This window comes from Pedobacter sp. MR2016-19 (assembly GCF_014947265.1).
In the GTDB taxonomy this organism is placed as follows: domain Bacteria; phylum Bacteroidota; class Bacteroidia; order Sphingobacteriales; family Sphingobacteriaceae; genus Pedobacter.
Genome location: NZ_JADCNK010000008.1, coordinates 71,170 through 96,895, shown reverse-complemented (window position 1 = coordinate 96,895; position 25,726 = coordinate 71,170). Strand labels below are relative to the sequence as shown.

23 protein-coding genes are annotated in these 25,726 nt (G+C 40.4%); 8 read left to right on the top strand and 15 right to left on the bottom strand.

Annotation, left to right across the window (positions count from 1 at the left end):
* Window positions 1-116 precede the first annotated feature (116 nt).
* On the top strand, window positions 117-704 hold the full coding sequence (locus IM793_RS12640) for a Crp/Fnr family transcriptional regulator (protein ID WP_193421851.1): 588 nt from the start codon (window positions 117-119) through the stop codon (window positions 702-704).
* 66 nt (window positions 705-770) lie between these two features.
* Window positions 771-1,436 carry a hypothetical protein gene (locus IM793_RS12635; protein ID WP_193421849.1) on the top strand — a complete coding sequence of 222 codons (666 nt, stop codon included), beginning with the start codon at window positions 771-773 and terminating at the stop codon, window positions 1,434-1,436.
* 123 nt (window positions 1,437-1,559) lie between these two features.
* Here the strand turns inward: IM793_RS12635 and IM793_RS12630 are convergent, their stop codons facing one another.
* The 8 genes from IM793_RS12630 to IM793_RS12595 all read right to left on the bottom strand — a co-directional run bounded on the left by IM793_RS12630 (window position 1,560) and on the right by IM793_RS12595 (window position 12,391).
* Window positions 1,560-2,384 carry a glycerophosphodiester phosphodiesterase family protein gene (locus IM793_RS12630; protein ID WP_193421847.1) on the bottom strand — a complete coding sequence of 275 codons (825 nt, stop codon included), beginning with the start codon at window positions 2,382-2,384 and terminating at the stop codon, window positions 1,560-1,562.
* Window positions 2,381-3,673, bottom strand: coding sequence for a metallophosphoesterase family protein (locus IM793_RS12625; RefSeq protein ID WP_193421845.1), 1,293 nt, complete (start codon window positions 3,671-3,673; stop codon window positions 2,381-2,383). The genes IM793_RS12630 and IM793_RS12625 overlap by 4 nt, the downstream gene beginning before the upstream one ends.
* Before the next feature lie 24 nt (window positions 3,674-3,697).
* The gene (locus tag IM793_RS12620) at window positions 3,698-5,170 is read right to left on the bottom strand and encodes a SusD/RagB family nutrient-binding outer membrane lipoprotein (RefSeq protein ID WP_193421843.1); all 1,473 of its coding nucleotides are present in this window, start codon (window positions 5,168-5,170) and stop codon (window positions 3,698-3,700) included.
* An 11-nt stretch (window positions 5,171-5,181) separates the two neighbouring features.
* Entirely contained in the window at window positions 5,182-8,634 is a 3,453-nt protein-coding gene (locus IM793_RS12615) for a SusC/RagA family TonB-linked outer membrane protein (RefSeq protein WP_193421841.1), read from the bottom strand.
* Between the two features lie 97 nt (window positions 8,635-8,731).
* Window positions 8,732-9,757, bottom strand: a complete 1,026-nt coding sequence (locus IM793_RS12610; RefSeq protein ID WP_193421839.1) for a FecR family protein — start codon at window positions 9,755-9,757, stop codon at window positions 8,732-8,734.
* Between the two features lie 94 nt (window positions 9,758-9,851).
* Window positions 9,852-10,409 (bottom strand): RNA polymerase sigma-70 factor, encoded by a 558-nt coding sequence (locus IM793_RS12605; protein WP_193421837.1) that lies wholly within the window; start codon window positions 10,407-10,409, stop codon window positions 9,852-9,854.
* A 1,173-nt stretch (window positions 10,410-11,582) separates the two neighbouring features.
* Window positions 11,583-12,137 carry an STM3941 family protein gene (locus tag IM793_RS12600; RefSeq protein ID WP_193421835.1) on the bottom strand — a complete coding sequence of 185 codons (555 nt, stop codon included), beginning with the start codon at window positions 12,135-12,137 and terminating at the stop codon, window positions 11,583-11,585.
* A gap of 23 nt (window positions 12,138-12,160) precedes the next feature.
* A complete protein-coding gene (locus IM793_RS12595; RefSeq protein ID WP_132402219.1) occupies window positions 12,161-12,391 on the bottom strand; it encodes a hypothetical protein in 231 nt (76 codons plus the stop codon).
* Window positions 12,392-12,725: 334 nt separating this feature from the next.
* Between IM793_RS12595 and IM793_RS12590 the strand changes: the two genes are divergently transcribed.
* Together IM793_RS12590 and IM793_RS12585 are read left to right on the top strand one after the other, a co-directional pair.
* The gene (locus IM793_RS12590) at window positions 12,726-13,643 is read left to right on the top strand and encodes a GlxA family transcriptional regulator (RefSeq protein WP_193421832.1); all 918 of its coding nucleotides are present in this window, start codon (window positions 12,726-12,728) and stop codon (window positions 13,641-13,643) included.
* 233 nt (window positions 13,644-13,876) lie between these two features.
* On the top strand, window positions 13,877-14,503 hold the full coding sequence (locus IM793_RS12585; RefSeq protein WP_193421830.1) for a DJ-1/PfpI family protein: 627 nt from the start codon (window positions 13,877-13,879) through the stop codon (window positions 14,501-14,503).
* A gap of 132 nt (window positions 14,504-14,635) precedes the next feature.
* Here IM793_RS12585 and IM793_RS12580 read toward each other — a convergent pair whose 3' ends face one another.
* Window positions 14,636-15,187 carry a hypothetical protein gene (locus IM793_RS12580; RefSeq protein ID WP_193421827.1) on the bottom strand — a complete coding sequence of 184 codons (552 nt, stop codon included), beginning with the start codon at window positions 15,185-15,187 and terminating at the stop codon, window positions 14,636-14,638.
* A 430-nt stretch (window positions 15,188-15,617) separates the two neighbouring features.
* On the opposite strand from IM793_RS12580, the gene IM793_RS12575 reads away from it, so the two are divergent.
* The 3 genes from IM793_RS12575 to IM793_RS12565 all read left to right on the top strand — a co-directional run bounded on the left by IM793_RS12575 (window position 15,618) and on the right by IM793_RS12565 (window position 19,610).
* A complete protein-coding gene (locus IM793_RS12575) occupies window positions 15,618-16,790 on the top strand; it encodes a glycoside hydrolase family 88 protein (RefSeq protein ID WP_193421825.1) in 1,173 nt (390 codons plus the stop codon).
* 22 nt (window positions 16,791-16,812) lie between these two features.
* Window positions 16,813-18,279: a glycoside hydrolase family 30 beta sandwich domain-containing protein gene (locus tag IM793_RS12570; RefSeq protein WP_193421823.1), complete on the top strand. Its 1,467-nt coding sequence runs from the start codon at window positions 16,813-16,815 to the stop codon at window positions 18,277-18,279.
* Between the two features lie 494 nt (window positions 18,280-18,773).
* Window positions 18,774-19,610 (top strand): VanW family protein, encoded by an 837-nt coding sequence (locus IM793_RS12565; RefSeq protein ID WP_193421821.1) that lies wholly within the window; start codon window positions 18,774-18,776, stop codon window positions 19,608-19,610.
* 167 nt (window positions 19,611-19,777) lie between these two features.
* On the opposite strand, the gene IM793_RS12560 is transcribed toward IM793_RS12565, so the two are convergent.
* On the bottom strand, window positions 19,778-21,136 hold the full coding sequence (locus IM793_RS12560) for a toxin-antitoxin system YwqK family antitoxin (protein ID WP_193421819.1): 1,359 nt from the start codon (window positions 21,134-21,136) through the stop codon (window positions 19,778-19,780).
* A gap of 1,066 nt (window positions 21,137-22,202) precedes the next feature.
* On the opposite strand from IM793_RS12560, the gene IM793_RS12555 reads away from it, so the two are divergent.
* Window positions 22,203-23,018, top strand: coding sequence for a hypothetical protein (locus tag IM793_RS12555; protein WP_193421817.1), 816 nt, complete (start codon window positions 22,203-22,205; stop codon window positions 23,016-23,018).
* Between the two features lie 234 nt (window positions 23,019-23,252).
* Here the strand turns inward: IM793_RS12555 and IM793_RS12550 are convergent, their stop codons facing one another.
* The 5 genes from IM793_RS12550 to IM793_RS12535 all read right to left on the bottom strand — a co-directional run bounded on the left by IM793_RS12550 (window position 23,253) and on the right by IM793_RS12535 (window position 25,722).
* On the bottom strand, window positions 23,253-23,762 hold the full coding sequence (locus IM793_RS12550) for a hypothetical protein (RefSeq protein WP_193421815.1): 510 nt from the start codon (window positions 23,760-23,762) through the stop codon (window positions 23,253-23,255).
* The gene (locus IM793_RS24975; RefSeq protein ID WP_255512023.1) at window positions 23,762-23,887 is read right to left on the bottom strand and encodes a hypothetical protein; all 126 of its coding nucleotides are present in this window, start codon (window positions 23,885-23,887) and stop codon (window positions 23,762-23,764) included. Before IM793_RS24975 ends, IM793_RS12550 begins: the two co-directional genes overlap by 1 nt.
* Before the next feature lie 101 nt (window positions 23,888-23,988).
* Entirely contained in the window at window positions 23,989-24,174 is a 186-nt protein-coding gene (locus tag IM793_RS12545) for a hypothetical protein (RefSeq protein ID WP_193421813.1), read from the bottom strand.
* Window positions 24,175-24,426: 252 nt separating this feature from the next.
* The gene (locus IM793_RS12540) at window positions 24,427-25,335 is read right to left on the bottom strand and encodes a hypothetical protein (protein WP_193421811.1); all 909 of its coding nucleotides are present in this window, start codon (window positions 25,333-25,335) and stop codon (window positions 24,427-24,429) included.
* A gap of 195 nt (window positions 25,336-25,530) precedes the next feature.
* Window positions 25,531-25,722 (bottom strand): hypothetical protein, encoded by a 192-nt coding sequence (locus IM793_RS12535; protein WP_193421809.1) that lies wholly within the window; start codon window positions 25,720-25,722, stop codon window positions 25,531-25,533.
* Window positions 25,723-25,726 lie beyond the last annotated feature (4 nt).

Below are 25,726 nucleotides of genomic sequence, written 5' to 3'. Positions count from 1 at the left end.
AGCTGGTCATTAGTGGCTAGTTATGCTGTTTCCAAAATCTTTAAGCGTAAATTATGTAGTTTAGCGCACATGTTTACACTGAATACATTAGATTGATTTCAGGCAAAATAAGTAAAATGGAGACAGCACATGATGAGTATAAACAAGGTTTTATTGACTTTGTAAACAGCCTTAACAATTTGGAAACTGAGGTAGCCGGTGTATTGACGCAACAGTTAGAAACGGTTTCATTTAAAAAAGGGGAAGCAATATTGGAACAGGGCAGTGTATGCAGGTATGTGTACTTTATGAATAGCGGATTGGTTAAAACTGGTTTCGAAAGTAAGGAACGTACTTTTATTATGCGTTTCTTTGCGGAAGGCAACATGTTCACGGTTCTTGACAGTTATCTTAGCCGGCAAGCATCTGCTTACCAGATCCAGGCGCTGGAAAATACTGTGGTTACGCGTATATCACGATCAGCATTGGATGATTTGCGGACGCGTTTTCATTCCATGGAAACCTTTTTTAGTAAACTGCTGGCCATGGCATCGGTTAACATGATGTGGAGGATTGGCGAGATCCTTGAAGAGCAAGCCTCGGTGCGTTACGCAAACTTCATCAAAGAAAATCCGGGTCTGGTGCAAAGGATCAGTCTCGGCGACCTGGCCGCTTATTTAGGAATCACCCAGGTTTCTTTAAGCAGAATCAGGGCAGGAAGATAGTTTTTTATCATTTGATAAATTTTCGACGGCGCAGACGGGCTAATTTTGATGCATTAATTTAATGTGATGAAAACAAAATTCGCTATTTCGCAAAAGTTAAGCCTGATTATTGCGGTTGTGTTTACGGTTATTGCACCGGTAATGGGTTATTTAGCTATAGGATTACCTCCCGTTATTATTGTGGGCGGATCTGCATTAACCGGATTAGGATGCTGGTATTTTACTTATCTTCAAAAACCGGTAGACCCAAAAATTATTTTACCGCTTTTTTTGTTAACCGTGGCCGGTCTTCAAATCCACATTATAGAAGAATATTTAACGGGTTTTGCCCCTGCAATGAGCAGGCTGTTTGGCATTCCATGGACTGAAAAAAGTTTCCTGATGGTTTTTGCGCTGGTTGGCCCTGCCATTTATACCCTTACAGCCCTCGGTTTGTACCATCGGGTTCCGATTGCTGGTTTTGTAGCCTGGTTTATTTTTATAGGCCCTGGTGTAGCGGAGTTTACACATTTTATCTTTCCGCTGATTAAGCCGGAATTGAATGCAACGGCATTGAATCCACTTAGTGCAACCATTGATGGAACACTGATTGCCAATATGCGCAATTATTACCTTGGTGCTACCGGAACTTATTATTTTCCGGGCATGTGGACGGCAATATTGCCCATGATACCCGGGATTTATGCCATTTATCGTTTATTTAAGTTGAACAGATTGGAAAGGGTAGAATGAAGGCATTTGCATACGCCGGCCTGATAGATTGAATACCTGCGAAACCCGGCCAATATTGATTTTTTTTGATCGAGATCAAAAACGGCTCCCTTTTGTACAGAACAGGGAGCCGTTTAATGCTGATTAGTTCGGCCTTATCTTCTTTGCTTTAAGGTATTTGATCAGTGCTTCCGGATGATCAGTTTGTAATCCCTGAACGCCGGGTTTTATCGCTTTGTCCCAATTTCCAGGGCTTTCAGTGGCATTTTGCACATCAGGAAAAATACTGATCCCCATTCCTTTTAACTGGGGCAGCAGATCTTCGGCCGGAACACGATCAATTACCTCCAGGGGTGCTTTTGCAAAGACCTCCGTTAGCGCTTCCTTTGTGGTAACCGACTGTGCTAAACTGGCTATCAATGGCATTTGGGGTGCAGTTTTTCGCCACGAAGTATAATCATTGCTGTTACCCACATAAACCAGCACCTGGTGCTCCATATTTTCTTTTTTAATGGCGCTGTAGGCTTTTTCCGCTTCGGCCGATTTAAAATCTAAATAAATATTGATTTTGTTTTTGCAGGCTTTTAGGGCTTCATCAAAACTGGCAATTTGATGTAAACTGCCGTCTTTGCCTTTGAGTACAAGTTTTTTTACGTCCTCAAAATCAAGGTCTTTTATCAACCCCTTGCCATTGCTCACCTGGTCTACCCCTTCATTATGTAAGAGTACCAGCTGCCCGTCTTTTGTTGTCCGCAGATCCAGTTCCACATAGTCGGCCCCTATAGCAATGGCATCCTCAATAGAAGCGATTGTATTTTCAGGCTTGATTAAGTGGCTTCCACGGTGGGCAATCACCATAAAAGCATTTTTGCTTTCAGGTAATGGCCGTAGCGCATGCTGTGCAGCTACCGGGATCCAGAAACTGCTCAATAACATGATGGTGAATGATAGGCCTGCTTTAATGCTCATGGTTTAGTGTTTTTTGCAGGGTTCAAATCTGTAAATGCTGCAGCATGGTCGCGGTCTGATTTTTTTAACGAAAAAGCATCAAAAAGTTCGCCCGAAGTTTTATAGGCTTCAAATTTAAGGTTGGCTCCATCAACATGGATCACCTGGAAAAGCTGTGTATTTTCTAACGATACATCCATCCATTTTGCACCATCTACCTGGTACATTTTAGGGCCTGCAACCGAAACCAGGTAAACCGGTCCGTTTACTTCCCGTCCCGATAGTCCCCTTGGCAGGTTCTGTCCGCGGCTATAGGTATGGTCGTGCCCTTGTAACACCAGATCGACATGGTATTGATCAAACAAGGGTTTAAAACGTTCCCTGAATTCCTTGTTGTCTCTGCTTTTTGCCGTAGAGAAAATAGGGTGGTGAAAGGTGATCACTGTCCACCGTTTTTTGTTTTCTTTCAGTACTTTTTCGAGCCACTCATATTCAGCTTTGGCCGAATTTTCGTCTAATATAATCATTTGTGAATCGAGGGAAATGATGCGCATATCCTGGTAATCTACATAATAAACCGATTCTTCCAATCCCTTTGGTCCGTTGCCGGCAAAGGTGTACTGTACGCCCCAATGTGGATCAAGTACCAGTTTTCTTTTGTCATCCCGTACATATTCGTGGTTTCCGGGAGCGGGCAGGCTGGGAATCATGCCATTGATAAAACCACCTCCATAATGCCATTCGCCCCATTCCTGGTCGTTATTGGAACGGTTAATCAGGTCGCCGGCATGGATAATAAACCTGGCATCAGGCTGGTGTGAAAATGCCTTACGGATTACCCGCGACCATTTTGAACGGATATCGTTTTGCGCATCGCCCAGGTAAATGAAAGAAAATGGCTTATTTTTAACCGAAGCGGTGGTAAACTGGAACCACTCACTCCAATGTTCGCCCGACCCCACACGGTAGGCATAAACCGTTTCCGGTTTAAGGTTGGTAAAAGTAACATGGTGGTATTTGGCGATTTCGTAATTATTTCCGCTTCCCAACAGGGTAGAAGTTGCCTCATAGCTGGTAATGGATTGTTCGAGTGCCGGATTGGAGTCTTCAGCCTTGATCTGTGCTTTTGAAGCTTTAATCGTTGTATCAGTACGCCAGTTAACGGTCTGGCTGGTGGCAGGATCTGCGGCCCAGGTTAAAATTACGCGGTCGGGAAAATGCCCAGGCTTAAAATCCTGGGCATAAGTTTTAACCTCAATAGCTAAAACAGAGAGTGTAAATAGAAAAAGAGCTTTTATATATAATTTCATTGTTGTAATGATTAAGAATTTAATTTATTTAAGGGACCACATTAAGGTATACTGATTATCAGCACCGAAAACAGCAACCGCTTTTTGATAATTGACGCGATTTTTTGCGCTTTCCGAATCGGGGTAGGTATACCTTTTGGGTATTCCTCTGCCGGCCGCAAGCGGACCGGTAACAAAAGCAGGATAGCCGGTGCGGCGCTGATCAAACCATCCTTCTGAGCCTTTAAATAACATGGCCAGCCATTTTTGGGTAATTAACTGTTCAAGCGTAGCATTATATTTCACCAATTGCTGATCATAGTAAGTTTGTGGGGCGGTTATGGCATAACTGCTCATCGATTCCCTGATGCCTTTATAGTACAGCGATTCTGCCGTTTCGCCGGGCACGGTAAGTTTTCCTTTTTGTACGGCTTCCGCTAAAATAAAACACTGCTCGGTATAAGTGATCAGGCTGGCTTTTAACAAGGTGTTAGAAGCGCCCCCGTTTTTTCTGAAAAAAGCAGAGGAGAAAACCGAAACATGATCTTCGCCACCGTTATAGGCCGATGGTGCATCAATGGCATTGGGTACGCCCACATATCGGTTCAGATCTACCGTAGCACCTGTGGTACTTTTTACCGGTTCTACCCAAACAGCAAGTCTTGGGTCGGTTCTTTGGATCAGCCTGTCTACCAGTTCTTTGCTTACTTTGGTTTTCTGGTAATCGAAATCGATCATCGCCAAAGGCCCACCAGGCCAGCTATAGGCGGCAATATTGCCTAAATAGGCCATTTCGGCATTGTCTGCACTGCTTTCGAAGATAGGATATGCTGTTTTATCGTTCACGATTTCCTGCATCTCGGTAAAGGCTGGTGTATAGTTTTTCGAGATGCGCAGCAACATCCGCAAGCGCAGCGAGTTGGCAAACTTCCGCCAGCCAAGTGTTTTTCCTTTGAATAGTACATCGCCTTTGGCGTTTATTTCCTGACTGTTGCCTTTCAATAGCTCGTTCGCTTCCCTCAATTCTTTCAACAAATCAGGATAGATGGCCTGTTGCTGATCGTATTCAGGGTAGATGAGGTTAGCTTCTTTCGATTTTAAGGCCTGCGAATAGGGGATATCGCCATATAAATCGGTAAGGTAACCAAAGTTAAAAGCCTTCATGATTTTACCGATGGCAACATACTGGTTCTCTGAGCGTTTCTGTGCAGTTTCCATAAAGGTTTTATTTACTGCTAAGCGGGCATAAATGTCATCCCAGTCAACCGGGCCCCAATCTAACAGATCGTAACCGGTATTTCGCACCAGGGTAAGGTAGCGTGCTGCCGAAGCCGGTCTCCTGTCAACCGCATTTTCCTGATAGGCATAAGCGGTAGAAACCAATACATCCGAGAGTAAAAACTCGGTATTGGTAGTTTCAGGTGCATTGGGGTTGGCATTTATTTCTTCAAAATCTTTGGTACAGCTTGTGATCAGTGCAAGCAGCACGAAGAGGACTGTGGTATATTTGAATTTCATTTTTGTACAGGTTAAAAGTTACAACTTAGTTTAAAACCGAATGAGCGTGTACCCGGTAAGGTCCAGTGGCCTACGCCGAGTTTAAAGCCTTCGGTAACACTCATGGTCGTTTCCGGGTCATAGCCCAGTCCGTTGGCGGTCCAGGTGTACAGGTTCCGTCCGATAAGTGATAACGACAGGTTACTGATGGGCAGTTTACGGGTCAGTTTTTTATCAAACACATAGGTTAACGAAGCTTCCCTGATCTTCAGGAAGGAAGCAGAATACGTTAATCTTTCGTAGTATTTATTATATGTGTTGTTATAAAAGTCAGAAGCTGCAATAATCACGGTGTTTTGGCTCAGGTTACCATTTGCATCAGCAATATAACCCGGAATAATCATCCCATCGTTCCGCTTTTTGCCTTGCGAATCTGTCCATGGTAAACCACCGGTTTCCGCATCCCTTCCAGCCAGGGTATTATCGGTTAAACCGGCATTGATCAGGCTTTTAACCACGTACGAATAAAAATTACCGCCTTTGCGCCAGTCTAAAAGCACATTTAAGCTAAAGTTTTGATAACTGAACGTATTGTTAAAGCCGATGGTAAAATCAGGGTTATAATTTCCCACCTTGATGTATTCGGTATTGTTGCGGATATAATGCCCGGTTTTATCCAATAAAGCCGCCCCCGCATTTGGTCCGCTGCTTACTTTGGTATAACTCGGGGTATAGAAGTCGCCGATTTTTGTACCTTCCTTAATCAGGTAACGGATGTTGTCCCCGTCGGCACTGCCCATTGAATATTCTTTTAAACCTGCTGATAACTCAATAACCTTATTTTCATTTTTGGTGAAGTTGACATTGGTTTCCCATTTAAAGCGGCCATCAAAAGGAACCGCATTTAGGCCGATCTCCCAGCCGCTGTTCTGGATATTTCCGGCATTGATTAAGCGGTTGGATGAACCTGATGAAATGGTGGTGGGGATATTGATGATCTGGTTCCTTTTATTTGTTTTATACCAGGTTACATCGATGCCCACACGGCTTTTAAAAAAGCGCAGGTCTCCGCCAAACTCGTAAGAAGTGGCAATTTCAGGTTTCAGGAAGTTGTTTTTAAGGTTGAACTCAATTGTGGCTCTTTTTACATCGCCCCAGTCCTGGTTAAACGGGATGGTATTGTACAATTGGTAAGGATCGGTATCACTACCCACCTGCGCCCAGTTGGCCCTTAGTTTAACAAACGACAACACATCTGATTTGATCCTGAACACATCGGTTATGATGGTGCTTAAAGATGCGGAAGGATAAAAGTACGAATTGTTGCCGGCCGGGAGCGTGCTCGACCAATCGTTCCTTCCGGTAAGATCAAGGAAAACCATGTCCCTGAACGATACCTGGCCGAGACCATAAACACTGTTGATGCGTTTGCGTGAATTGTATTGCGAATTTACGATGGTGCCTGCCTGTGCGTTGGCAATATTGTAAACACCCGGAATACTCAGGCTCTCTGTTTTCTGCGCGGTTGACCTGTTGGTTTGATTCATTTGGTTACCTCCGGCAGAAAGACTCAAAGACCAGTCCTGATTTAACAGTTTTTTATAGCTCAGTAAAAAATCGGTGTTCTGTTCTTTAAAGAAGGAATTATCTACACCATAACCACCAAATTTAAACCGTTTCGAACTAAAAGGGCGTTTGGTTTCGTGTTCCTCGTTGTACATATCGAGTCCGGTACGTACCATTAAACTTAAGTTTTTAGTGATGTCGTAAACAGCCTGTACATTTCCGGTTAACCGGTTCCTGTCGTAGCCGTTGGTATGCTCATAAGCTACAAAATAAGGATTGTCGGAATCATCTGCTGAAAACTGCTCGATGTTTTCCCGTCCCGGTTTCCAGTAGTTTTTCAGGTCGTTGATGTTCATATTCGGTGGCAGCGAATACAACATTTGTGTAACACTTTCCCGATAAGCCGATGGCCTGTTGTCGCTTTTATTGTTTACATAACCAATATTGGTGCTGATCTTTAATTTAGGATGCAGCACATAAGTGGCAGAAAGGTTAAGCGTATTCCTTTTCAGGTCGGTATTGGGTACAATCCCTTTATTGCTCAGGTTGGTGTACGATAAGCGGTAATTACCATCTGCATTTTTTCCGCTGATGGAAATATTGTTGGTATAGGTAGCACCGGTTTCATAAAAATCCTGTGGATTGTTAGGATGCGATACCCAATCGGTAGCCATTGGTTTTCCGCTGGCATCCATAGGGCTGTTCCATTGCAGGTGTTTTGTACCTGCATCAAGCCGCGGCCCCCAGGCAGAGGTGGTAGAAGATGCAGGGTCGTCGGTATATTCGCCGCCCCCAAAGGTATGCTGGAAATGCGGGAACATCCAGGCCTGATCGTACATGGCATTGGAGTTAAAGTTTATCCCTAAACCCTTTTTGTTTACCGAGCCACTTTTTGTAGTAATCAAAACCACACCACTTCCGGCCCTGCTGCCGTATAATGCGGCGGCACTTGCACCTTTTAATATGGTGATACTTTCTACATCATCCGGACTGATATCGGCAATCGGGCTACCATAATCAACCGATGAGCGGCCAACCTCTGATGTTGCACGCAGCGAATGTGCTACCGGAACGCCATCTACCACAAATAAAGGCTGGTTATCTGTAGCAATGGAAGATTGCCCCCGGATGGTGATAAATGAACTTGATCCGGGATCAGCACCCGTGCTTACCACATTTACACCCGCTACTTTTCCGGCCAGTGAGTTGATTACATTCACCTCTTTCACGGTATTTACATCACTGCCTTTTACGGTAGCAATGGAATAACCAAGGGCTTTTTCTGCACGTTTAATACCTAAGGCGGTAACCACCACATCGGAGAGGGCTGTTTCATCAGCGGAGAGACTAACCTTTAATTCAGTTTGGCCCTGAAGAACGATTTCTTTGCTTTGATAACCGATCATCCTGAAAATCAGGGTTGCCGATTGATCTGTAACATTGAGGTTAAAATCTCCGTTAAGCCTGGTACTGGTAGTGTTGCTGCTGCCTTTTTCGATTACATTTACCCCGGGTAAGGGTAGCCCTTTTTCATCGGTTACTTTTCCGCTCACGCGGATTGATTTTTTAATGATGACCTGGTTCTTTTCGATCAGGTAGGTAAGCTGCATCGGGGTTAAAATCCGGTTTAATAAGCTGCCCACAGTTTCGTTATCGGCTTTTAAAGCGCTAATGTGCTGTTGCGCTACGGCATCTTTATTAGAATACACGAAATAAAGGCCGGTTTTCTTTTCCAGGGTTTTAAAAAGATCTGTTAAATTTCCCGGTTTTAAATTGATACTTACTTTGGTGTTTAATTGTTGAGCATTTACGGGTGATGCCTGCCCTACAAAGAGCATAATGGAGAGCATGATGTAAATAAGGATAAAAAAACGCATTGCGCTAAAAATTAATTGACCAGTCACTGCTGACTTTTTCATAACTTTGTTTGTTTTAATCTTGATGGGTTAAAATAAAATTTAAAATTTCTTAGCTGCGGCATGCGCCAACATGCTGCAGCTTTCTTTTACGGCTTGTTTAGTTACATTTACCTCCTTTTATATAAATAGTCTGTTTGTTTATGGTGTAATGGATATCAAATGTGAGCCCGATGGTTTTCATTACCTCGCTTAGCGCCACATTGTCGAATTTTGCTGTGAGTTCGCAGTTTTTGAAAGACTCGTCGGTAATAATCTTAACTGCATATTTACGTGATATGCGCTGGAATACCTCTTCCATAGGGGTGCTTTCGAAATTCATCTTTCCTGTTCTCCAGTCGACCGAGGTTCTGGCATCATCAACGTCTTCGCGCAGCAGGCGGGCCAATCTTACATCGTAAACTGCTTTCTGATCGGGCAGGAGGTGAACCGCAGATGATTGTACACCGGCAGAATCTCTTGAAACCGCTACCTTTCCGGTAAGTACGGTTACTTCCGGCCGGGAGCCTTTCCAGGCACGGATATTAAAACTGGTTCCCAGTACCCTGGTTTGGATATGCTGGCTTTTGACTATAAAAGGATGAGCAGGATCTCTTTTTACTTTAAAGAAAGCCTCTCCGTTGAGTTTAACTGTTCTGATGCTGGCATGTTGCAGGTTTTGCGGAAAGCTGATGCTACTCCCTGAGTTTAACCAGATCTCGGAGCTATCCGGAAGCAATACATTAATGATTTTACCGGGTGCTGCAGTTTTGGTTGTCCACACCACCTGATTTTGGTTAACAGTCAATGGCTTATTATCTCCGGCAATAAAAAAGATCAGTGCGCCAATAATTGCAGCAGCAGTTGCCGCCGGCCACCACTTTAATATTTTGAATTTTCTGGCCGGAGCCTGATTGATCTGTTCTTTGATGCCGGCAAAACTTTCCTTCCACAATCCATCATCCGGTAGTTGCGCGGTATCCTGCCATAACAATAATACCTCTTCCAGCTGCTCCTCATGGTCAGGATCTTCACTTACCCAATCCCTGAGCTTTTTTTCCAGCAGTGCAATTTCAGCTTTGCTGCTGCGCAAATCTTCCTTTACGGCCAAATATTCGAGTACTAATTTCCAGGTTTCCTGATCCATTCCCATGCTTTTGTATTTACAGAGACAAGAAAATGCAGGAGCACTACGGGCCGAAAGCTGTTAACTTTGTATTAACAAATTATTAAGCGGTGCTTTACCTGAATTCAGCGCTGTTTTGCAATACTTTTTGCTGAAGAAACTGAAAGCCTTTTACCAGGTGGTCTTCTACGGTCCTCACAGATATATCGAGTAAAGCTGCAATTTCTTTATAACTAAAGCCATCAATCCGGTACATGTAGAAAATAAGCCGCCGTCTTTCGGGCATCTGATCAATCAGTGCATAAAGTACACGGTTCCGGTCTTTGTTCTGGAAAGCCTGTGACGGCGTTTCTTTCAGGTCGATAATTTCCGGGCTTTCGTCTTCACTATCAATATGCAGGAAACTGGCTTTGGGGATTTTAAGGTAGTTGATGGCGGCATTTTTAACGGCGCGGAAAAGATATGCTTTTTCGTCAGCGATTAGGGTGCTGTTTTTCCAGATGGCTATAAATACATCATTTAGAATGAGCTGTGCATCTTCTATATCCTTTACCAGGTAAATGGCGTAATTTTTAAGCGTGGGGTACATACGGCGATAAAGGTCTTCGAAAGATTTTTCATCAAACCTCTTTTCCTCATTGTAGTTAAAACCGGCAGTATTGTTTTCGCCCATAAAATTATCGCGTCAAAATTAAAATTCAGAAACGATACGCATATTAACTCAATATTAAATACGCGGGTTATTTTGCGTTCAGGTACTGATGGTCTGAGAAGAAATATTAAGCATTGGACTCTGTTTTAAACCTTTTTTTAAGGGATATTTAATTAGTGTTAAATTATAGGATCAGGAAACTAAATAAAACTGAAAGGTTAAAATGCCATCAAGAATCTTGATTTAAACCTCATGTAGATTTAGTAAAATACAATAAGAGGCTATATCACAAATTGTAATTCATTGTCACATTGAGCTCAGCCTGTACTGAGCTTGACGAAGTATCGAAACGCCTTGTAAGACATTTAAACAGTCCCTTCAACTCCGCTATCAATGACAGATTTAAAAAATCGTCGTCATTTCGACTGAAGCGCAGCGAAATGACGCCCCTTGTATACTTTCATCAACCCTCCGATGTATTTGAAAAATTCTAACATCTACCATCGACAGACTCCAAAAGAGGTCGTCATTGCGAGGCGCGAAGCTAACCGAACGATTGAGCTCATGAATACCTTTAAAAACAACAGCAAAAATGAATAATCTTAAAGCCCACGCTGTTAGCGATCGTTGTAAGATTGCTTCGTCGGCTGAAAAAGCCTTCTCGCAATGACGTTTATGTAAACAACTGATATTTAGTGTTATTTTTTTGACCATATAAGACATTTAAGTACCATATAAGCTTATATGGTGTGAAAGCCTAAAGGATTACTTAATGAATTAGATGTTCTTAGGTGTCTAAGGTGGTTAATTAAACTGCATAGTCTTTAATTTTTACGACTACCTTAGACATCTTAGCTCAATGAGTTTTGCAGGATGCAAAATCTTAAACCTAATACGTTAGAAAGCGCATATAGGACGTCATTCCTATATTTTTCAGGCCACAGACCTGATGGTTACTCGCAATGACGATTCCTCGCCGGAACATAGCTATAGAACCCTCTGTTAATCATATTGATTTTTATAAAATAAATTATCTCTCAAGATGACAATTCTATATTTATTAGACAGCCTCTTACTGCTTTTCGGGCAAATGCTTCCCGTCAAAAGTTATTTACTGCAATCCCAGGCAGGTTTCTAAAAGGTATAGTTACATCAACCGGCGGTTAAGATGTTTATGAGTGATTTAATCAGCTCTTATTTGAATTGGTCATGTTGGAGGTGATCACTTCCCCTAAGTGTTTTGCGATAGTCCTGGATTATTGTCAAAAGTTCATTTGCGTTTATATCCAGTTCTGATGCAGTCAGAAAGATCTGCAGGTTCCCGGATGGATCCTGTATGCCGCTGACCGCCATAGCATATAGTTTTTTTTGAATGATAGGCATATAATGCGCTGCGCTGCCTACACTTAGTACCACCAGGGTATCCCATCCGGCTTTCGTAATTGAGATGTCCAGTATGTCTTTCCATGATATCATGCCTGATGCCTTGCTCACTGCGGTAACTTCTGAGTATATTCCTTCGCTACTGAGTATGAGTAGGGGAGCTGAACGGTTAAGGGAGATCAGCATCCTGATGATGACAATGAGCAGGATGATTCCTAAAACGGCCGACACCCCCGCAAGTTTAGTGGCAATATTACCAGTGAATAATCCGATGCTGTATAAAAATACCGCCACAAGTGCAATCAGGATGCCTGAGCAGATAAAGATAAGCTGCGCTGATTTTTTTTTATTTCTGTAAAATTCCATTTATTGTATTTGAATTCAACTGTTTAATGTTGTAGATAGTTCACTTCAAAGCTGCCATACATCGCCATTTCAGCGCTGTGGGATATGACAAGTTTTAGCTTTAATTTTTCTATTACTTCTTTCGCGAAACTGATGCTTCTGTTCAGGTCCTTAATCCCGCGGACTTCAATTCCCCGTGAAAGCATTTTGAACTTTGAGGGTTCGAATTTTTCGATGAATTTTTGAATATCGGTTACTTTTTTGTTATCTGACATATTTTGATTTTTAGTGCTTATAACTTCGAAAAAAGCTTTTTGTTTGCCCTCTTTTTGCACAATACTTCTTTAAAATCGTCTCCTGCTTTGATGTTTTTTTTCTTAACGCTACATTTTCTCTTTTTATGTACCAATGCTGCAGGGATTTAGGAAGATCGTTGAATGCCTGTCAGCACCTTAATCAGGATCTTGTATTTTACAGATATTTTTTTTAACAGGCATTTTGAGAACATATCGCTGCTGTCTGCTGATGAGGCCCCGTGTATCATTTGGACTGAGCCTATTGTTCACTATCGATGGAATACACATTATACTAAAACACTAACTTTGGAAAATGAAGCCTAACCGAGTTATATTTTTCATATTTAATAATGTTCACCTTTTAGATCTGGCCGGTGCGGTAACGGTTTTTTACGAATCGGGATGTTGCGGAAAGCAGTATGATATGCGTTACGTTTCGCCGTATGACAATCCGGAAAGTTCATCCGGCCTTGGATTTACAAATGTTGAACCGCTCAGTTCCATTGCTGTTAATCAGCACGATATTGTAATTGTAGCCGGAATGGAAATTGAAAAATGGAACAGGGCAGATGACCATCTCTGGATACCCTGGCTGCAGTCTGCTGCAGCAACTGGCGCTACGATATCTTCAATTTGTACAGCAGCCTTTGCCCTTGCTGCCGCCGGGCTTTTAAATGGTCAAAACTGTACTACGCACTGGGCATGGACTACAGCTTTACAACAGAGATACCCCCTGATTAAAGTGATCGAGAATAAACTATTTGTGCAGAGTGGCAGGATTTTTACCAGCGCGGGGATTGCTACTGGGATTGATCTTGCGCTCTACCTTGTTGAAGAGCAACACGGAGCAGCTTTTGCATGTCTTGTGGCAAAAGATATGGTTGTTTATATGCGCAGGGATGGAATGGAGGCGCAAAATAGTATTTACCTGCAGAACAGGCAGCATATTAACCACCTTATACATCAGGTACAGGATTATATCACCAAACAGCTGCATCAAAAAATAACAATAGGTGAACTGGCCGAGTTGGTTTTTATCAGTCCGCGTAGCCTTACACGCCTGTTCAAATCTGCCACAGGAATCACCATCGGGCAATATATTCAATCTTTAAGGATGGAAAAGGCAAAACACCTGCTTAAAACCGGAGAGAAGGTAGCCTGGATAGCAAAAGAATGCGGTTATAACAGCGCTTCCCAGCTGAGGAAATTGACTAAAGCAATAAAAGATTAACATTTCATAATAGATTGGCCGGATTGTGACTATGGCTGTCCTGATTTATTAGCTGTATCCGGTTAATTTTGGATTTAAATAATACGTTTATGAAACAGTTGTTACGCTTAATCTTTTTCATTCCCTGCTTCGCATTTTCACAGGTCTATGCAAACACTTATGTATGTCCGCCATGTAACCGTCCGTGTGATACCGCGACTTATCAGCAGCCCGGTATTTGTACACAGTGCGGGATGAAACTTGTAGAAAAAAAAGCATCCTTGCTAAAGGATAAACAAATAACGGTCTGCTTTTACCTATATGATGGGGTGGAGATACTGGATTTTGCGGGCCCTATGGAAGTATTTTCCTATGCAGGATTCAAAATCATCACTGTTGCAAAAACCAAAGCGCCCCTTTTGACACAGGGCATTTTGAAGATTATACCTGATTACAGTATTAAAGACGCTCCGCAGGCGGATATCTTTGCGGTATTTGGTGGCTCAGATGAAGTAGCAACAAATGATCCTGAAGTTATTTCCTGGATAAAATCAAGGGACAGCGCTACTAAAAGCTATTTTTCGGTCTGCACCGGAGCCTTTATTCTCGGGAAAGCTGGCTTGCTTGATCAGCTTACCGTGACCACATTTCATAAAAGCATAACCAATCTTCAAAAGGCTTTACCGAAAGCTAAAGTACTTGCAAATGTTCGTTATATTGATAATGGCAAAGTAATCACGACCGCAGGAATATCGGCTGGTATAGATGGTGCACTGCACCTGGTTGCAAAATTGAGGGGTAAAGAAGTAGCGCAAGCAATTGCAAAACAAATAGAATATGATAAATATGTACCTGGACAGGGGATGGACCTGTCTCAATAGAAATTGAAGGAAATGTATTGACGTTGTGTTTTTTTTGATTTAACTTTTAAGTAGCGTTTTGGTGCAACCTGTATTGAAGTAAAATTTGAACCCGCCAATATACAGGTTAGGTGAAATGTTAACGCTTAATCTTCATTTTTTAATTAACCGTATGTACTTCGCATTACACTCTTCAATTTTTACATAATAATTCATAACATTACCTGTATTTTGGATGGTAATCTGATTTTTATCCAATAGGCCTCCAATCTCTGTTGGTAAAGTTATATCGGGATCAATTGGCTCACCTTCATCATCTAATGTGCCTTCGTTTTCACTCCACTCGATATTTTTCAGCGTAAGATAGTAGCCGTCCTTACTTTCGTTAAGTTCTATTTCAGCCTTATCCGCTAAAGTTCTTGTATTGGTAGTTAACTTGTAGACCAGTTGATCTGCTTTGTAGGAGAGCATTAAGGTCATTTCACATGCCGCATCGTCGTTTTCAATCACATAGGTTCCTTCAATCGGAAATATGGTCTTTTTTATGGTTGGTTTTGTTTTAACTACAGTATCAGTTTTTGTTTGCTTAGGCTCAGCATTAACTGTTTTTTCGATTTTCTTTTTGCTTGCATGTTTTTTTTTATCATGGCTCTGGCAGGACATAAAGCAAAATAAGCAGAAGAATACTGAAAGTGGTCGCATCATAATTGTGGATTAAAAATAACAGAAATGACGGATAAAAAAGGATTTTAACCGATTTTAAATTTTAGAGGAGACCACGAAAGTCAATAATAGTGCGACGATGCAAACATTTAAATGTACCTAAAAGATCTATACGCAGTAAACCCTAAGATTAACCCGGAAAAACAATAACGCTCAGGAATTCATTGCTATTCAATACCAAGGTTTTCCTGGTGCGCTTAAAAAAGCAAATCGTAGCGACTTTCAATCAGCTGGTCCAATTTCAATGCATAATTGAGAAAAAAAACACTACATTTCAAACGTTTGAAAATGTAGCTTAAGTGGATTTTATTGCGTTTTGACCTATTTAAAACGTTTTAATATTTATAACTTTATAATAGCTAACCAAATATATACCAATGAAAAGAATCATACCCATTAATCTGGTTATAATATGAACTTAAAAATAACAATAACGGTGCTAAGCATATTGTCTGTCAGTATAGTAAAGGCACAAAAAATAGACATTAAAAAAGCATTCGCATCAGCAGCGAAACAAACAGAAGTATTGATCAAAAATGTAGATTCGGCCCGGAAAGTAAAGCCTGATCTGGTTTCACCAAGAACGGTAGAAAACGGAGCGTTTAAAATGGTGGTGTCGAAAGATTGGACCAGTGGATTCTTCCCGGCAGAATTATGGTATTTTTATCAATATACCAACGACAGGAAATGGCTCGGTTTGGCTAAGAAATATACTGAGGATATTAAAAAGGAACAATTTAACACAGGAACGCACGATTTAGGGTTCATGATTTATTGTCCATTTGGAAACGGATACCGTTTAACAAACGATCCGGCTTATAAAGCGGTAATTATTCAGGCGGCAAAATCATTGTCTACAAGATTCAACGTCAAAGCAGGGGTGATAAAATCCTGGGATCATAATGGCGATAAGTGGAAGTACCCGGTCATTATTGATAACATGATGAATCTTGAGCTGTTATTCGAAACCACTAAGTTAACAGGCGATTCATCTTTCTATAAAATTGCGGTAACACATGCCAATACTACGATGAAGAATCATTTCAGATCTGATTTTAGTTCCTATCATGTGATCGATTATGACACCTTAACAGGTAATGTGCGCCAGAAATTAACCGCACAAGGTTACGCCAATGAATCGGCCTGGGCACGCGGACAAGCCTGGGCATTATATGGTTATACCATGTGTTATCGTGAAACTAAAAATAAAGCATATTTAGCTCAGGCTGATGGTGTTGCGGGTTTTATTCTAAACAGTAAAATTACGCCGGCTGATGGCATTCCGTATTGGGATTATAACGACCCTAAAATTCCTGATGTTTCCAGAGATGCATCTGCTGCATCAATCACAGCCTCGGCGCTTTACGAATTGGCAAAGTACAGTATCAATGGCAAAAAATATAAAGCAGCTGCTGATAAAATCTTAAATTCGCTCATTACAAAGTACACCAGTAAAATTGGCGCAAATTACGGCTTTATTTTAGAGCACAGCACAGGACACCGCCCGGCGAAATCTGAAATTGATGTGCCGATCAATTATGCCGATTATTACTATTTAGAGGCTTTGTTAAGAAGTAAAAACTAAAATGAAGTTTAAAAAGATAATAATGAAACGAAATCTAAGCATCATATTGATTTTGGTAACTGTATTTAATGTGTCTGCCCAAAACAAAAAAGGGATTAAACCGGTACAAAATTATACGGTTGCCAACAAAAAAGTAACGGTTTATACTACAGCAGATAAATCTGAATACCGCATCAGTAAAACAGAAACCTTAAGTTTTGCTGAGCATAAGCAACCTTTTGAAACAGAGCCCTGTATTTTTGTAGATCCGACTATAAAATACCAAACGCTGGTGGGAATTGGCGGTGCTTTAACCGATGCCTCGGCAGAAACATTTGCAAAGTTATCTAAGAAAAACCAGCAGGAACTTTTAACGGCCTATTACAATAAAGATAAGGGTATTGGCTATACTTTGGCACGTACGAATATTGCCAGTTGCGATTTTTCGAGCGGAAGTTATACTTATGTACAGGACAATGATAAAGACCTCAAAACTTTTAGCGTAGCGCACGATGAGGAATTTAAAATTCCTTTAATTAAACAAGCCATTGCCGCATCAGGAGGTAAATTACCTTTGTTTGTTAGCCCATGGTCGCCACCAGCATGGATGAAAGATAACAACAGTTTAATTCAGGGCGGGCATTTATTGCCTGCATATCGCCAAAGCTGGGCCAATCATTACGTAAAATTTATCAAAACTTACGAGGCGATGGGTATTCCGGTTTGGGGTTTAAGTGTTCAGAACGAACCTATGGCCAAACAGAAATGGGAATCTTGTGTGTTCACGGCCGAAGAAGAACGCGATTTTATTAAAAACTTCTTAGGTCCAACCTTGCAGAAATCAGGGCTCTCATCAAAAAAACTAATTGCCTGGGATCATAACCGTGACCAGATTTTTCAGAGAGCCAGTACCATTTTAAATGACAAGGATGCGGCTAAATATGTTTGGGGTATTGGTTTCCACTGGTATGAAACATGGACAGGGAGCGGAATGCAGTTCGGTAATGTGAAACAAACACATGAAGCTTATCCGGATAAAGCCCTCATTTTTACCGAAGGATGTAAAGAAAAATACGATGTAAATAAACTGGATGACTGGACTTTGGGCGAGCGGTATGGCTACTCCATGATTAACGATTTTAATGCCGGAACTGCTGCCTGGACGGATTGGAATATTCTTTTAGATGAAAAAGGTGGGCCAAACCATGTCGGTAATTTCTGTTTTGCTCCCGTACATGCCGATACAAAAAATGATAAATTGATTTATACAAATGCTTATTATTATATGGGGCATTTTTCTAAATTTATCCGCCCGGGAGCTAAAAGGATAGGGGCAGCATCCAGTCGCGATAAATTGCAATCAACAGCTTTTTTAAATCCCGATGGTAAATTGGTTGTAGTAGTAATGAATCAATCGGATGATAAATTAAAATACAGTTTATGGATAAAAGGGGAGGCTGCAACCACAACCAGTTTGCCACACTCCATCACAACATTAGTAGTAGAATAAACGCCAAGAAAAAAACGAAACTGAGCGAAAGTTAATGATACCGGCAAACAAATTTCGAACCTGATAAAATGTGTTGGGTTAGCCATTGTATATGATACTCAATCGTCATCAATTTGGGTTTCCGGGGATTACATACCAGACAATAGTTGCGATCATTACTATTCTCTAAGGGCATAAGTTATGATAAGAAAAATGATAAAGTTCGAACCAGGAAATTAATTTTTTATTTTTGTATCTTTTTTATTTTCAGTAGCTTACCATAAAAAAAGTATTACTGTTTTAGCAGGCATATGTCCTCATGCCGCGGCGGAGCAAACCGGTGGAAGGATGTTTACCATTTCTCCCATCACAATTGATAGCCAGTTTTCTGGCTGGAATTCACCAGGCCGACCGATTTAATAGAAATCGTTTTGCTATGAATTCTGTGTATGGAGCGCTTAAGCATTAATGATACATTTAAATAAAACTACCGCTATAAGGAAATTTTAGAAGCATTGAGACAGAGAAAATTATTAAGTCAACGACACCCGATTTTATACTTTTTAGCCGTTTGGGCAAGACGGTTCAGACGTTATGCCGACTGGTATTTCGACAATAAAAAATATGCTTATCAGCTAACAACCAACAAACTTGCTTTTAGAGTAAAAAAGCACCAGTCTGTACTGCTTAAAAAACTAGGTGACAGCGATATGCAATTACAGGTTAACAAAGTAACCAACTTAAAAATTGCGGTCAGGCGAATTGACGGCATACTCGTGCGACCAGGCGAGACATTTTCGTTTTGTAAACTCGTTGGTTTACCGACAAGTCGAAAGGGATATTTGCATGGAATGGAACTGACATTTGGTGAAGCAAGAGCGGGAATTGGCGGTGGCATTTGCCAAATCTCCAATTTGATACATTGGTTGGTTATTCACAGTCCGCTGACCGTTACCGAGCGCCATCATCATTCGTTTGACCCGTTTCCAGACGATGGGCGGGTTTTGCCATTCGGGAGTGGGGCAACGGTTTTTTATAATTACCTTGACTACCAATTTACAAATCATACGGAACACTCTTTTCAAATCAACCTGTGGTTCACAGACAAATGCTTAGAAGGCGAACTCCGCATTAACACTGAACTCGACTACGCCTATCACATCATTGAAAAAGACCATCAATTTTTAAAGATAGATGGAGCATTCTACAGAAAAAATGAAATCTGGCGAGATAAAATTCTCAAGTTTAAAAGCGGAGCAGTTGTAGAAACAGAACTCATCACCAAAAACTTTGCAAGGGTTACCTACACACCTGACGATTTTACTGATCTAGGATCAGCCAACCACCATTAGGTGAACTAAGAAATGTAGGAATTAATGTAACACTTACAGGATTTTAACCATTTTCAGGAATAAAACTCTTTAAAGAAGCCTGCTAAAAGTTGGCAGCATCATAAAAATCATATTAATTATGGCAATTGTTATGCTATAGCCTGCAATGCTATTGCAGGCAAATTAAGCTAATTAGCAAGTTCAATAAGGGTACCGCATATTGTCCAGATACTGCATGCAAGCCCAAATAACAAGCAGTACAATACAATGTCGATTTCCTTTCTCAGCCTGATCTTAAAGACGGCAACAAACATCAGCGGGCAAGTTGCCATAAAGATGAAAATAATGGTCGCCAGCGTCTCAAAGATATCAGGGCTGTAATTTATGAGCAATATGTTCAAACCCAGGTAGGATAGCCAGACAAAAATTGGGGAAAGCAGGCACAATAGCCATTTCCAGCCCATTTTGAGCGTAAGCTGTTCAGGAAAGGTCTTGAGGTAATTCCGGCGCAAAAATAGGATAATACCAACCATGCACAGTGCCAGCATTCCGATTTTGATGTAGATATTCCTGATGCTGTCTGCCCGGGTATTGATACTGGTTGAGGAAACCAGCTTACCATCCCGGAACTGTTCAACACTGGTTCGCTCCCCGTTCACAATGGTCTGCTTAATTACCGCATTGCTGGTGCTATCCTTAAAGGTCCAGATGGAGTCTTCAATGCCCATCTTATAGAAGCCTTCAATCATCAATTTACCGTTTTTTGTCCTGGTGAATCTGCCGTCGAGCCGCCCGCCCTTAAACCTTAAAGCATCTCTGCCCTGTGGGGTCTCTATGGTCAGAACAGTGATTTTTCCCGGTGGCATCAAGCTTGTACTATCTCCAATCCGCGCCATTGTGTTAGCATCAAGATCTTCGAGGGAACGGTTCTTGTTGAAATCATCGTCCAAAACAGGCCGGCTAATGTACTGGTGGTTAACCTTAACCACGAGTAACGAACCTATCTTGTAAAATTCAAATTCATCATAAAGCTTAACGTCCGGAGTTAAAGCTGATCGTAAAAGCACATATTGGGGATGGTCAAAAGATTGCACATACCGCTGTTGACTGGTGGCGCAGAAGGAAAAAATGGTAACGAGGGCGATAAACGCCGTGGCCAGCCGCGGCAATAGAGATTTGCCCAATGCGAGCTGAGGTCTGCCTTTGAGATGCAACCAGCCCAGCAACAACACCGGTAAGGCCAGCAAATCGGTGGGGTCAACAGTACGCTCGAGCGGAAAGAAGGTATTCACCAATTCAATCAATCCGGAAGCATATTCACTTTTCCAGAAAATGAACAGTATGCCGCTTAGGATAAAGATCCAGGATTTAAATTTGGGAAAGAGTGCACACCAAAAAATAGGGAAAATGAACAGTCCACAGAAGTCGGATAGCTTGCCGGTAAACACATTATGAAAAGTGGCTTTCAGCAGGAAGTCGTTGAGAATCAGGAGCACAAGGCAAAAGATGAAAATCGGCGACAAGAGATTTTTTAAACGGTTATACATGCTTACTGAGGTTTGTATATTTATTAATACGAATTACGCCGTTTGGTAACCTATAAATAGAAAATCTATCATGCAAATATGTTTTAGCGTGATTTCTGTATACCATTTGCGCATATAGGTAAGGACTATCTATAAATTTAGAAATCCATGTCTAATATCAATCCTGCAAAATTCTTGTATATTCGGTTATTAACTCCCTATTAAATTGTTAGATACCCGGGTTTACCTATAGTTTTATGACAGCACCGTTTCCGAAGAAAATAACATTGTTTTTTGTAATCAGTATAATTTCAATACTGGGAATTATAGTTTCCTCCTTAATTATGATAAACCAAAATGGAATGAATGAAAGACTGCAGGGGTGGGTAAACTTACTCTGGTTGCCGTTGCCCGTTTTAATAATAATTATTGACAGAGTTTGTATTCGGAAATTCGAAGCGAAAAATGTTAACAGAATCCAGTTCTACATTTTGGGAACGTTAATTTTTCTTTTTATCATTAATTTGATTAGACTGCAGCTACAATAAGAAATTATTATCACACTTACGTTTTTATCCGCTACGGTAAATGTAATCTTATCGAGCTGTGAATAGCTGCGAAATTTCAGGCTTACCAAGCATGTCGGGTTGTAAGCTGTATCTAATATGATGGTCGCTTCGTCATATCATTTAATATACACTAAACTCAGGAAAGAGACAGCATTTGTGATAATATATCCAATACTTCCCACCAAACATTTTATTAAAATAATTCTAACTACTTCGTTGTATTTTCAATCAAATGACTGTTTTTATCAAGTTATTAAACTGTAATTTTTCTGATCTTTTTCAAACTCTTAAATACAAAAAGTATAAGAATTTTGTCCTAACAAAGTAAGCAACTCCAATTTGGCCTTTAGCTAGATACGTCAATAGTTGATTAAATATCGGCCGTCCGCTAAAATTTGTATTTTTACCAATAGTTAACTTTATTGTTTCGCAACTTCAAATGTAAACTAACGGGTTGACGCTAGCGCCAATCTTCTTCTAATTTTCCGGAAAAACAGTGATAATTAATATTAAACTAAATGAAAATAACTACCAAAATTCTTTTTTTTCTGATGCTTACAGCTATTTTTAGCGCAAAAGCCCAACAAATAAAATTCCCCGAAAACTTCAAACTAAACTTATCCGTAATACCCGGTTACAGGATAATTAAAGATGCCGGTACTACAAAAGGACAAAATACTGAAAATGTTAAACAAACCGATAGCCTTTACATACAACGTTTTGAAAGTGCAGGCAAAAGGAATACTATTGAAGTTTATGTTTATCAGCTTAAATCAGAAGAGATGTTTAGTGAAAAAGAATTTATAGAACGGCTGCAATTAACGCAGGGTTATTTGCAGATGTTAGGAACAGGTGCTTTTGAATTTTTGAAAGTTAAAAACTATCTCATTCAAGTTCAAAGTATAAATCCTAAAGCAACTAACAAAAGCGCTGGCAAGATAGAATTAGATAAGTTAGCTAATTATTATAAGAAAAAATTAGGAGCAGTCACCTTTAAAATCCCAGCGATACAAAATGCTAATAAGATTTCAGAAAGCACAAATAGCGCAACAAAAAGTCCGGATTATAAAAGTTTAAGACGTTGGGTGGCAAACAATTTTGGTCCGGATTTTTACAAACAATATATTCACGAGGGTTCGGGTAGAATTACACTGATATTGAATTTTGATGAACAGGGTAAAACGACAGTTAAAGAAATTAAAGGTACAGGGAACGAAAAATTGATCAGAGCCATAAAAGAAAGAATTGAAAAAATGCCATTGTGGACCAAAGATCAAGCTACTTATTCATCTACATTAAGTTTGCCATTAGAATTCAGAGATGTTGAGCAATAAGAATATTTTTAACACTGTTTAATGAAACATAAATATATCCTCAATATTGAAAACCTTTGCCAAAAAGCGCAATGGGCAAGCATGACTAAAACCGGGGTAGGTAGGCTAGATTCACTTTCATAAACATTTTACTGGGTGGGCATCATGCTTGTGGGTTAACTATGGGAGTGGTATCCCCCGATTTTTATTTGCCCAAATTTATTTTCCGCAACCGAAACTTGCTAATCTAAAATCTTAACTCGGATGCAAGTCGGACCCTTGGATATTTAGCTTTACTTTTTCTAGTATTTCTTGCTTTTCAGTTCGCTTTAATACGCCTAAAGCAGTTAACGGTTGTAACGCCAGAATCCAGGGTAAGATAAAGCTGCCAGCCAGCAAAAACATAGCAGTTGCCAATACCGGTGCTAAGAATGTAACTGTAGCCTGCTTGTTCCAGTGTTTATAAAAACCAGATGGCAATTCCTGATATAAAACAACAAATCCGTAGATGCACATGCAAAAAGCACCGGCAAACATGGCCCCAAAAATCAGGTAACGCCAGAACGCAATGTAAGCCAATAAAGTGCCATCGGGTTTCCGTTCCAGATTACCAGTAGTACCAATAATACCAGGACTGATATTCAAGTGACTCTTTACCTTTTTGTTAATCATGAAGATTACAACAACAAGTATAGCCGTCACCGCAAAAGTGGTGATGATCCGCTCAAGCGGCGGCAGACTTTCGTAAGATTCCCAAATATCCATTAAATTAGTTCGTTAAGTACAGCAGGCATAATTTTTAATAATACATTATTGGCGATATTGTAGGCAAGGACTATTAATTTAGCATTGTTCTCCCTAATCTGCATGCCTACCATTACACCTTTCATCAACTGAATTTTGCAGAAAGTAGTTAATAAACTACCAGATCAAATTTATAGCTTCTATATTCTGAAATGTATGGAGAAGTTCTCACACTATTCCTGAAAATCTACCAGTTATTATAATTATCAATATCGGTTAATACAATGACTTGTGGAAAATCGTTTTCAATTTCTTTAATGGTTGTTGGAGTAACTTTTACCGAATTTATAGTTTTTTCAAACAGCAATAATCCTTTTTGGCTATTATAAAACAAACCAAATTTCTCATTTTCTTCGGTTTCAACAAAGCCCAATAGAAATTTGCATTTAAATTCAAATCCTTACTTAAAGCAATGTTTCGAATATCGTGCCATTCTGTTAATAAAAGATTAGTTAGTTCCTTTACTTCTTGTTTATATAAATTGATATCTATCATATTACTTCTTTTTTAATGGAGTGGATACTTTATGAATTAAGCCTTCTTCACGGTATGCATCTTGGCACTTGCCACACATATTCCATGTTGCTCCAATGTCATTTATTGAGCCATTGGCAGGTGTATGAATTTAGGTCCAGCCTGCTTTAAATCTGCCTTTATAAGTACGTATAAGACTTTCTAACTCGCTGCGTCTTGCGTAATCGGTGACCTCTATATTGACCAGGCCTCCAGTATAATGTATCTGAAGGGTGTGTTCTGCACCCCGCTTTGCATGATTAATGACGGTTATTTTAATATTAAAAACATCGTTCCAGCTTATAAAGCCGGCTTCTACAGTAAAGATTCCCCGGTCATTCAGGATGATACGGGGCTCATGCCGTGATATATCTATCACATTGCAGACAATGCTGTATAAAGAATAAGAAATCCATACTGCTCCGATTATAATCACGAAGGTTGATGGTTTATCTGACCTGAAATCAAAAATCTCTGCTCCAATGCCCGCAGCAAGGAAGATCACATAGAAAAAAATATTGAGCAAAAGCCTTGGTCTGGAATAATAAATAATGGTTTCCGAATCGGTGCCGGCGTCATCAATAAAAACGTCTGGTGCCCCGGTTCGTTGCTGCAGCCTGCGCCACTGGTCCCGTTCCGAAGCCGACTGTAGCTGAATGTTATCCAGGAAGCTACCATAGCCAGAGCAAAGAGAAGCTTTTCTTGCAGCTCTCCTTAACTCTTCTACATCATTTACATGGCTGAATGCCCAAAGCTTCCAACGCGTGGTGCGCTTGCTCCAAAACCGAAAAGGCAGGTAAAAAAATATAAAGGAAGTAACGATCAGTACCGAACCAAAGACCAGCAAGGTTTTCGTAGTTAAAGCATGCTCTCCTGTTACGGCTATGAAAAATAAGGCAAAGGGGAACATAAAAAAGAATAGCCCTATAATCATTACTATTCTTGGTAGAAGCAACATCTGCCGCCCTTTCGCCAATGCCTGATCAACTGAAATTAATTCGGAATTTTCGTATTCGTTCATAGGATTATTTTTGCTTATAACAGAATACTACAGATGTATCTTTTCCGAGTAACATTACACTTGACGTAAACAATAGGAGGATACTTTGGGTTGATCCCCGCTACTACAACGCTCAGGTCAAATTAAGAAAATATATCATAATGTGAAACAGAATTATGCTTATTCAGAAGCTGGTTTGTCATATTTGATATGAAATTACTGAGCAGGCATTCTTACAGGGCTAGAAGTAAATGCCATTAAAATCAGGTTAATAAAAATTTCTATTTTCATGGCATCGGTCTTTTGATGCGGATAATTGATGATTGCTTTATCAATTAATGCAGTGATATCGTTATCCGTTAATTCCCTGAAGTTTTCACGAAAATCATCTTTAACTTTGATAATCAATCAT

Coding starts and splice junctions, on each gene's coding strand:
- IM793_RS12635 (WP_193421849.1), top strand. CDS start 771: ATGAAAACAAAATTCGCTATTTCGCAAAAGTTAAGCCTGATTATTGCG.
- IM793_RS12570 (WP_193421823.1), top strand. CDS start 16,813: ATGAAACGAAATCTAAGCATCATATTGATTTTGGTAACTGTATTTAAT.
- IM793_RS12615 (WP_193421841.1), bottom strand. CDS start 8,634: ATGAAAAAGTCAGCAGTGACTGGTCAATTAATTTTTAGCGCAATGCGT.
- IM793_RS12560 (WP_193421819.1), bottom strand. CDS start 21,136: ATGTATAACCGTTTAAAAAATCTCTTGTCGCCGATTTTCATCTTTTGC.
- IM793_RS12550 (WP_193421815.1), bottom strand. CDS start 23,762: ATGGATATTTGGGAATCTTACGAAAGTCTGCCGCCGCTTGAGCGGATC.
- IM793_RS12555 (WP_193421817.1), top strand. CDS start 22,203: ATGAAAATAACTACCAAAATTCTTTTTTTTCTGATGCTTACAGCTATT.
- IM793_RS24975 (WP_255512023.1), bottom strand. CDS start 23,887: ATGAAAGGTGTAATGGTAGGCATGCAGATTAGGGAGAACAATGCTAAA.
- IM793_RS12620 (WP_193421843.1), bottom strand. CDS start 5,170: ATGAAATTCAAATATACCACAGTCCTCTTCGTGCTGCTTGCACTGATC.
- IM793_RS12625 (WP_193421845.1), bottom strand. CDS start 3,673: ATGAAATTATATATAAAAGCTCTTTTTCTATTTACACTCTCTGTTTTA.
- IM793_RS12580 (WP_193421827.1), bottom strand. CDS start 15,187: ATGATGCGACCACTTTCAGTATTCTTCTGCTTATTTTGCTTTATGTCC.
- IM793_RS12640 (WP_193421851.1), top strand. CDS start 117: ATGGAGACAGCACATGATGAGTATAAACAAGGTTTTATTGACTTTGTA.
- IM793_RS12630 (WP_193421847.1), bottom strand. CDS start 2,384: ATGAGCATTAAAGCAGGCCTATCATTCACCATCATGTTATTGAGCAGT.
- IM793_RS12575 (WP_193421825.1), top strand. CDS start 15,618: ATGAACTTAAAAATAACAATAACGGTGCTAAGCATATTGTCTGTCAGT.
- IM793_RS12540 (WP_193421811.1), bottom strand. CDS start 25,335: ATGAACGAATACGAAAATTCCGAATTAATTTCAGTTGATCAGGCATTG.
- IM793_RS12590 (WP_193421832.1), top strand. CDS start 12,726: ATGAAGCCTAACCGAGTTATATTTTTCATATTTAATAATGTTCACCTT.
- IM793_RS12605 (WP_193421837.1), bottom strand. CDS start 10,409: ATGGGCGAAAACAATACTGCCGGTTTTAACTACAATGAGGAAAAGAGG.
- IM793_RS12600 (WP_193421835.1), bottom strand. CDS start 12,137: ATGGAATTTTACAGAAATAAAAAAAAATCAGCGCAGCTTATCTTTATC.
- IM793_RS12585 (WP_193421830.1), top strand. CDS start 13,877: ATGAAACTTGTAGAAAAAAAAGCATCCTTGCTAAAGGATAAACAAATA.
- IM793_RS12595 (WP_132402219.1), bottom strand. CDS start 12,391: ATGTCAGATAACAAAAAAGTAACCGATATTCAAAAATTCATCGAAAAA.
- IM793_RS12610 (WP_193421839.1), bottom strand. CDS start 9,757: ATGGATCAGGAAACCTGGAAATTAGTACTCGAATATTTGGCCGTAAAG.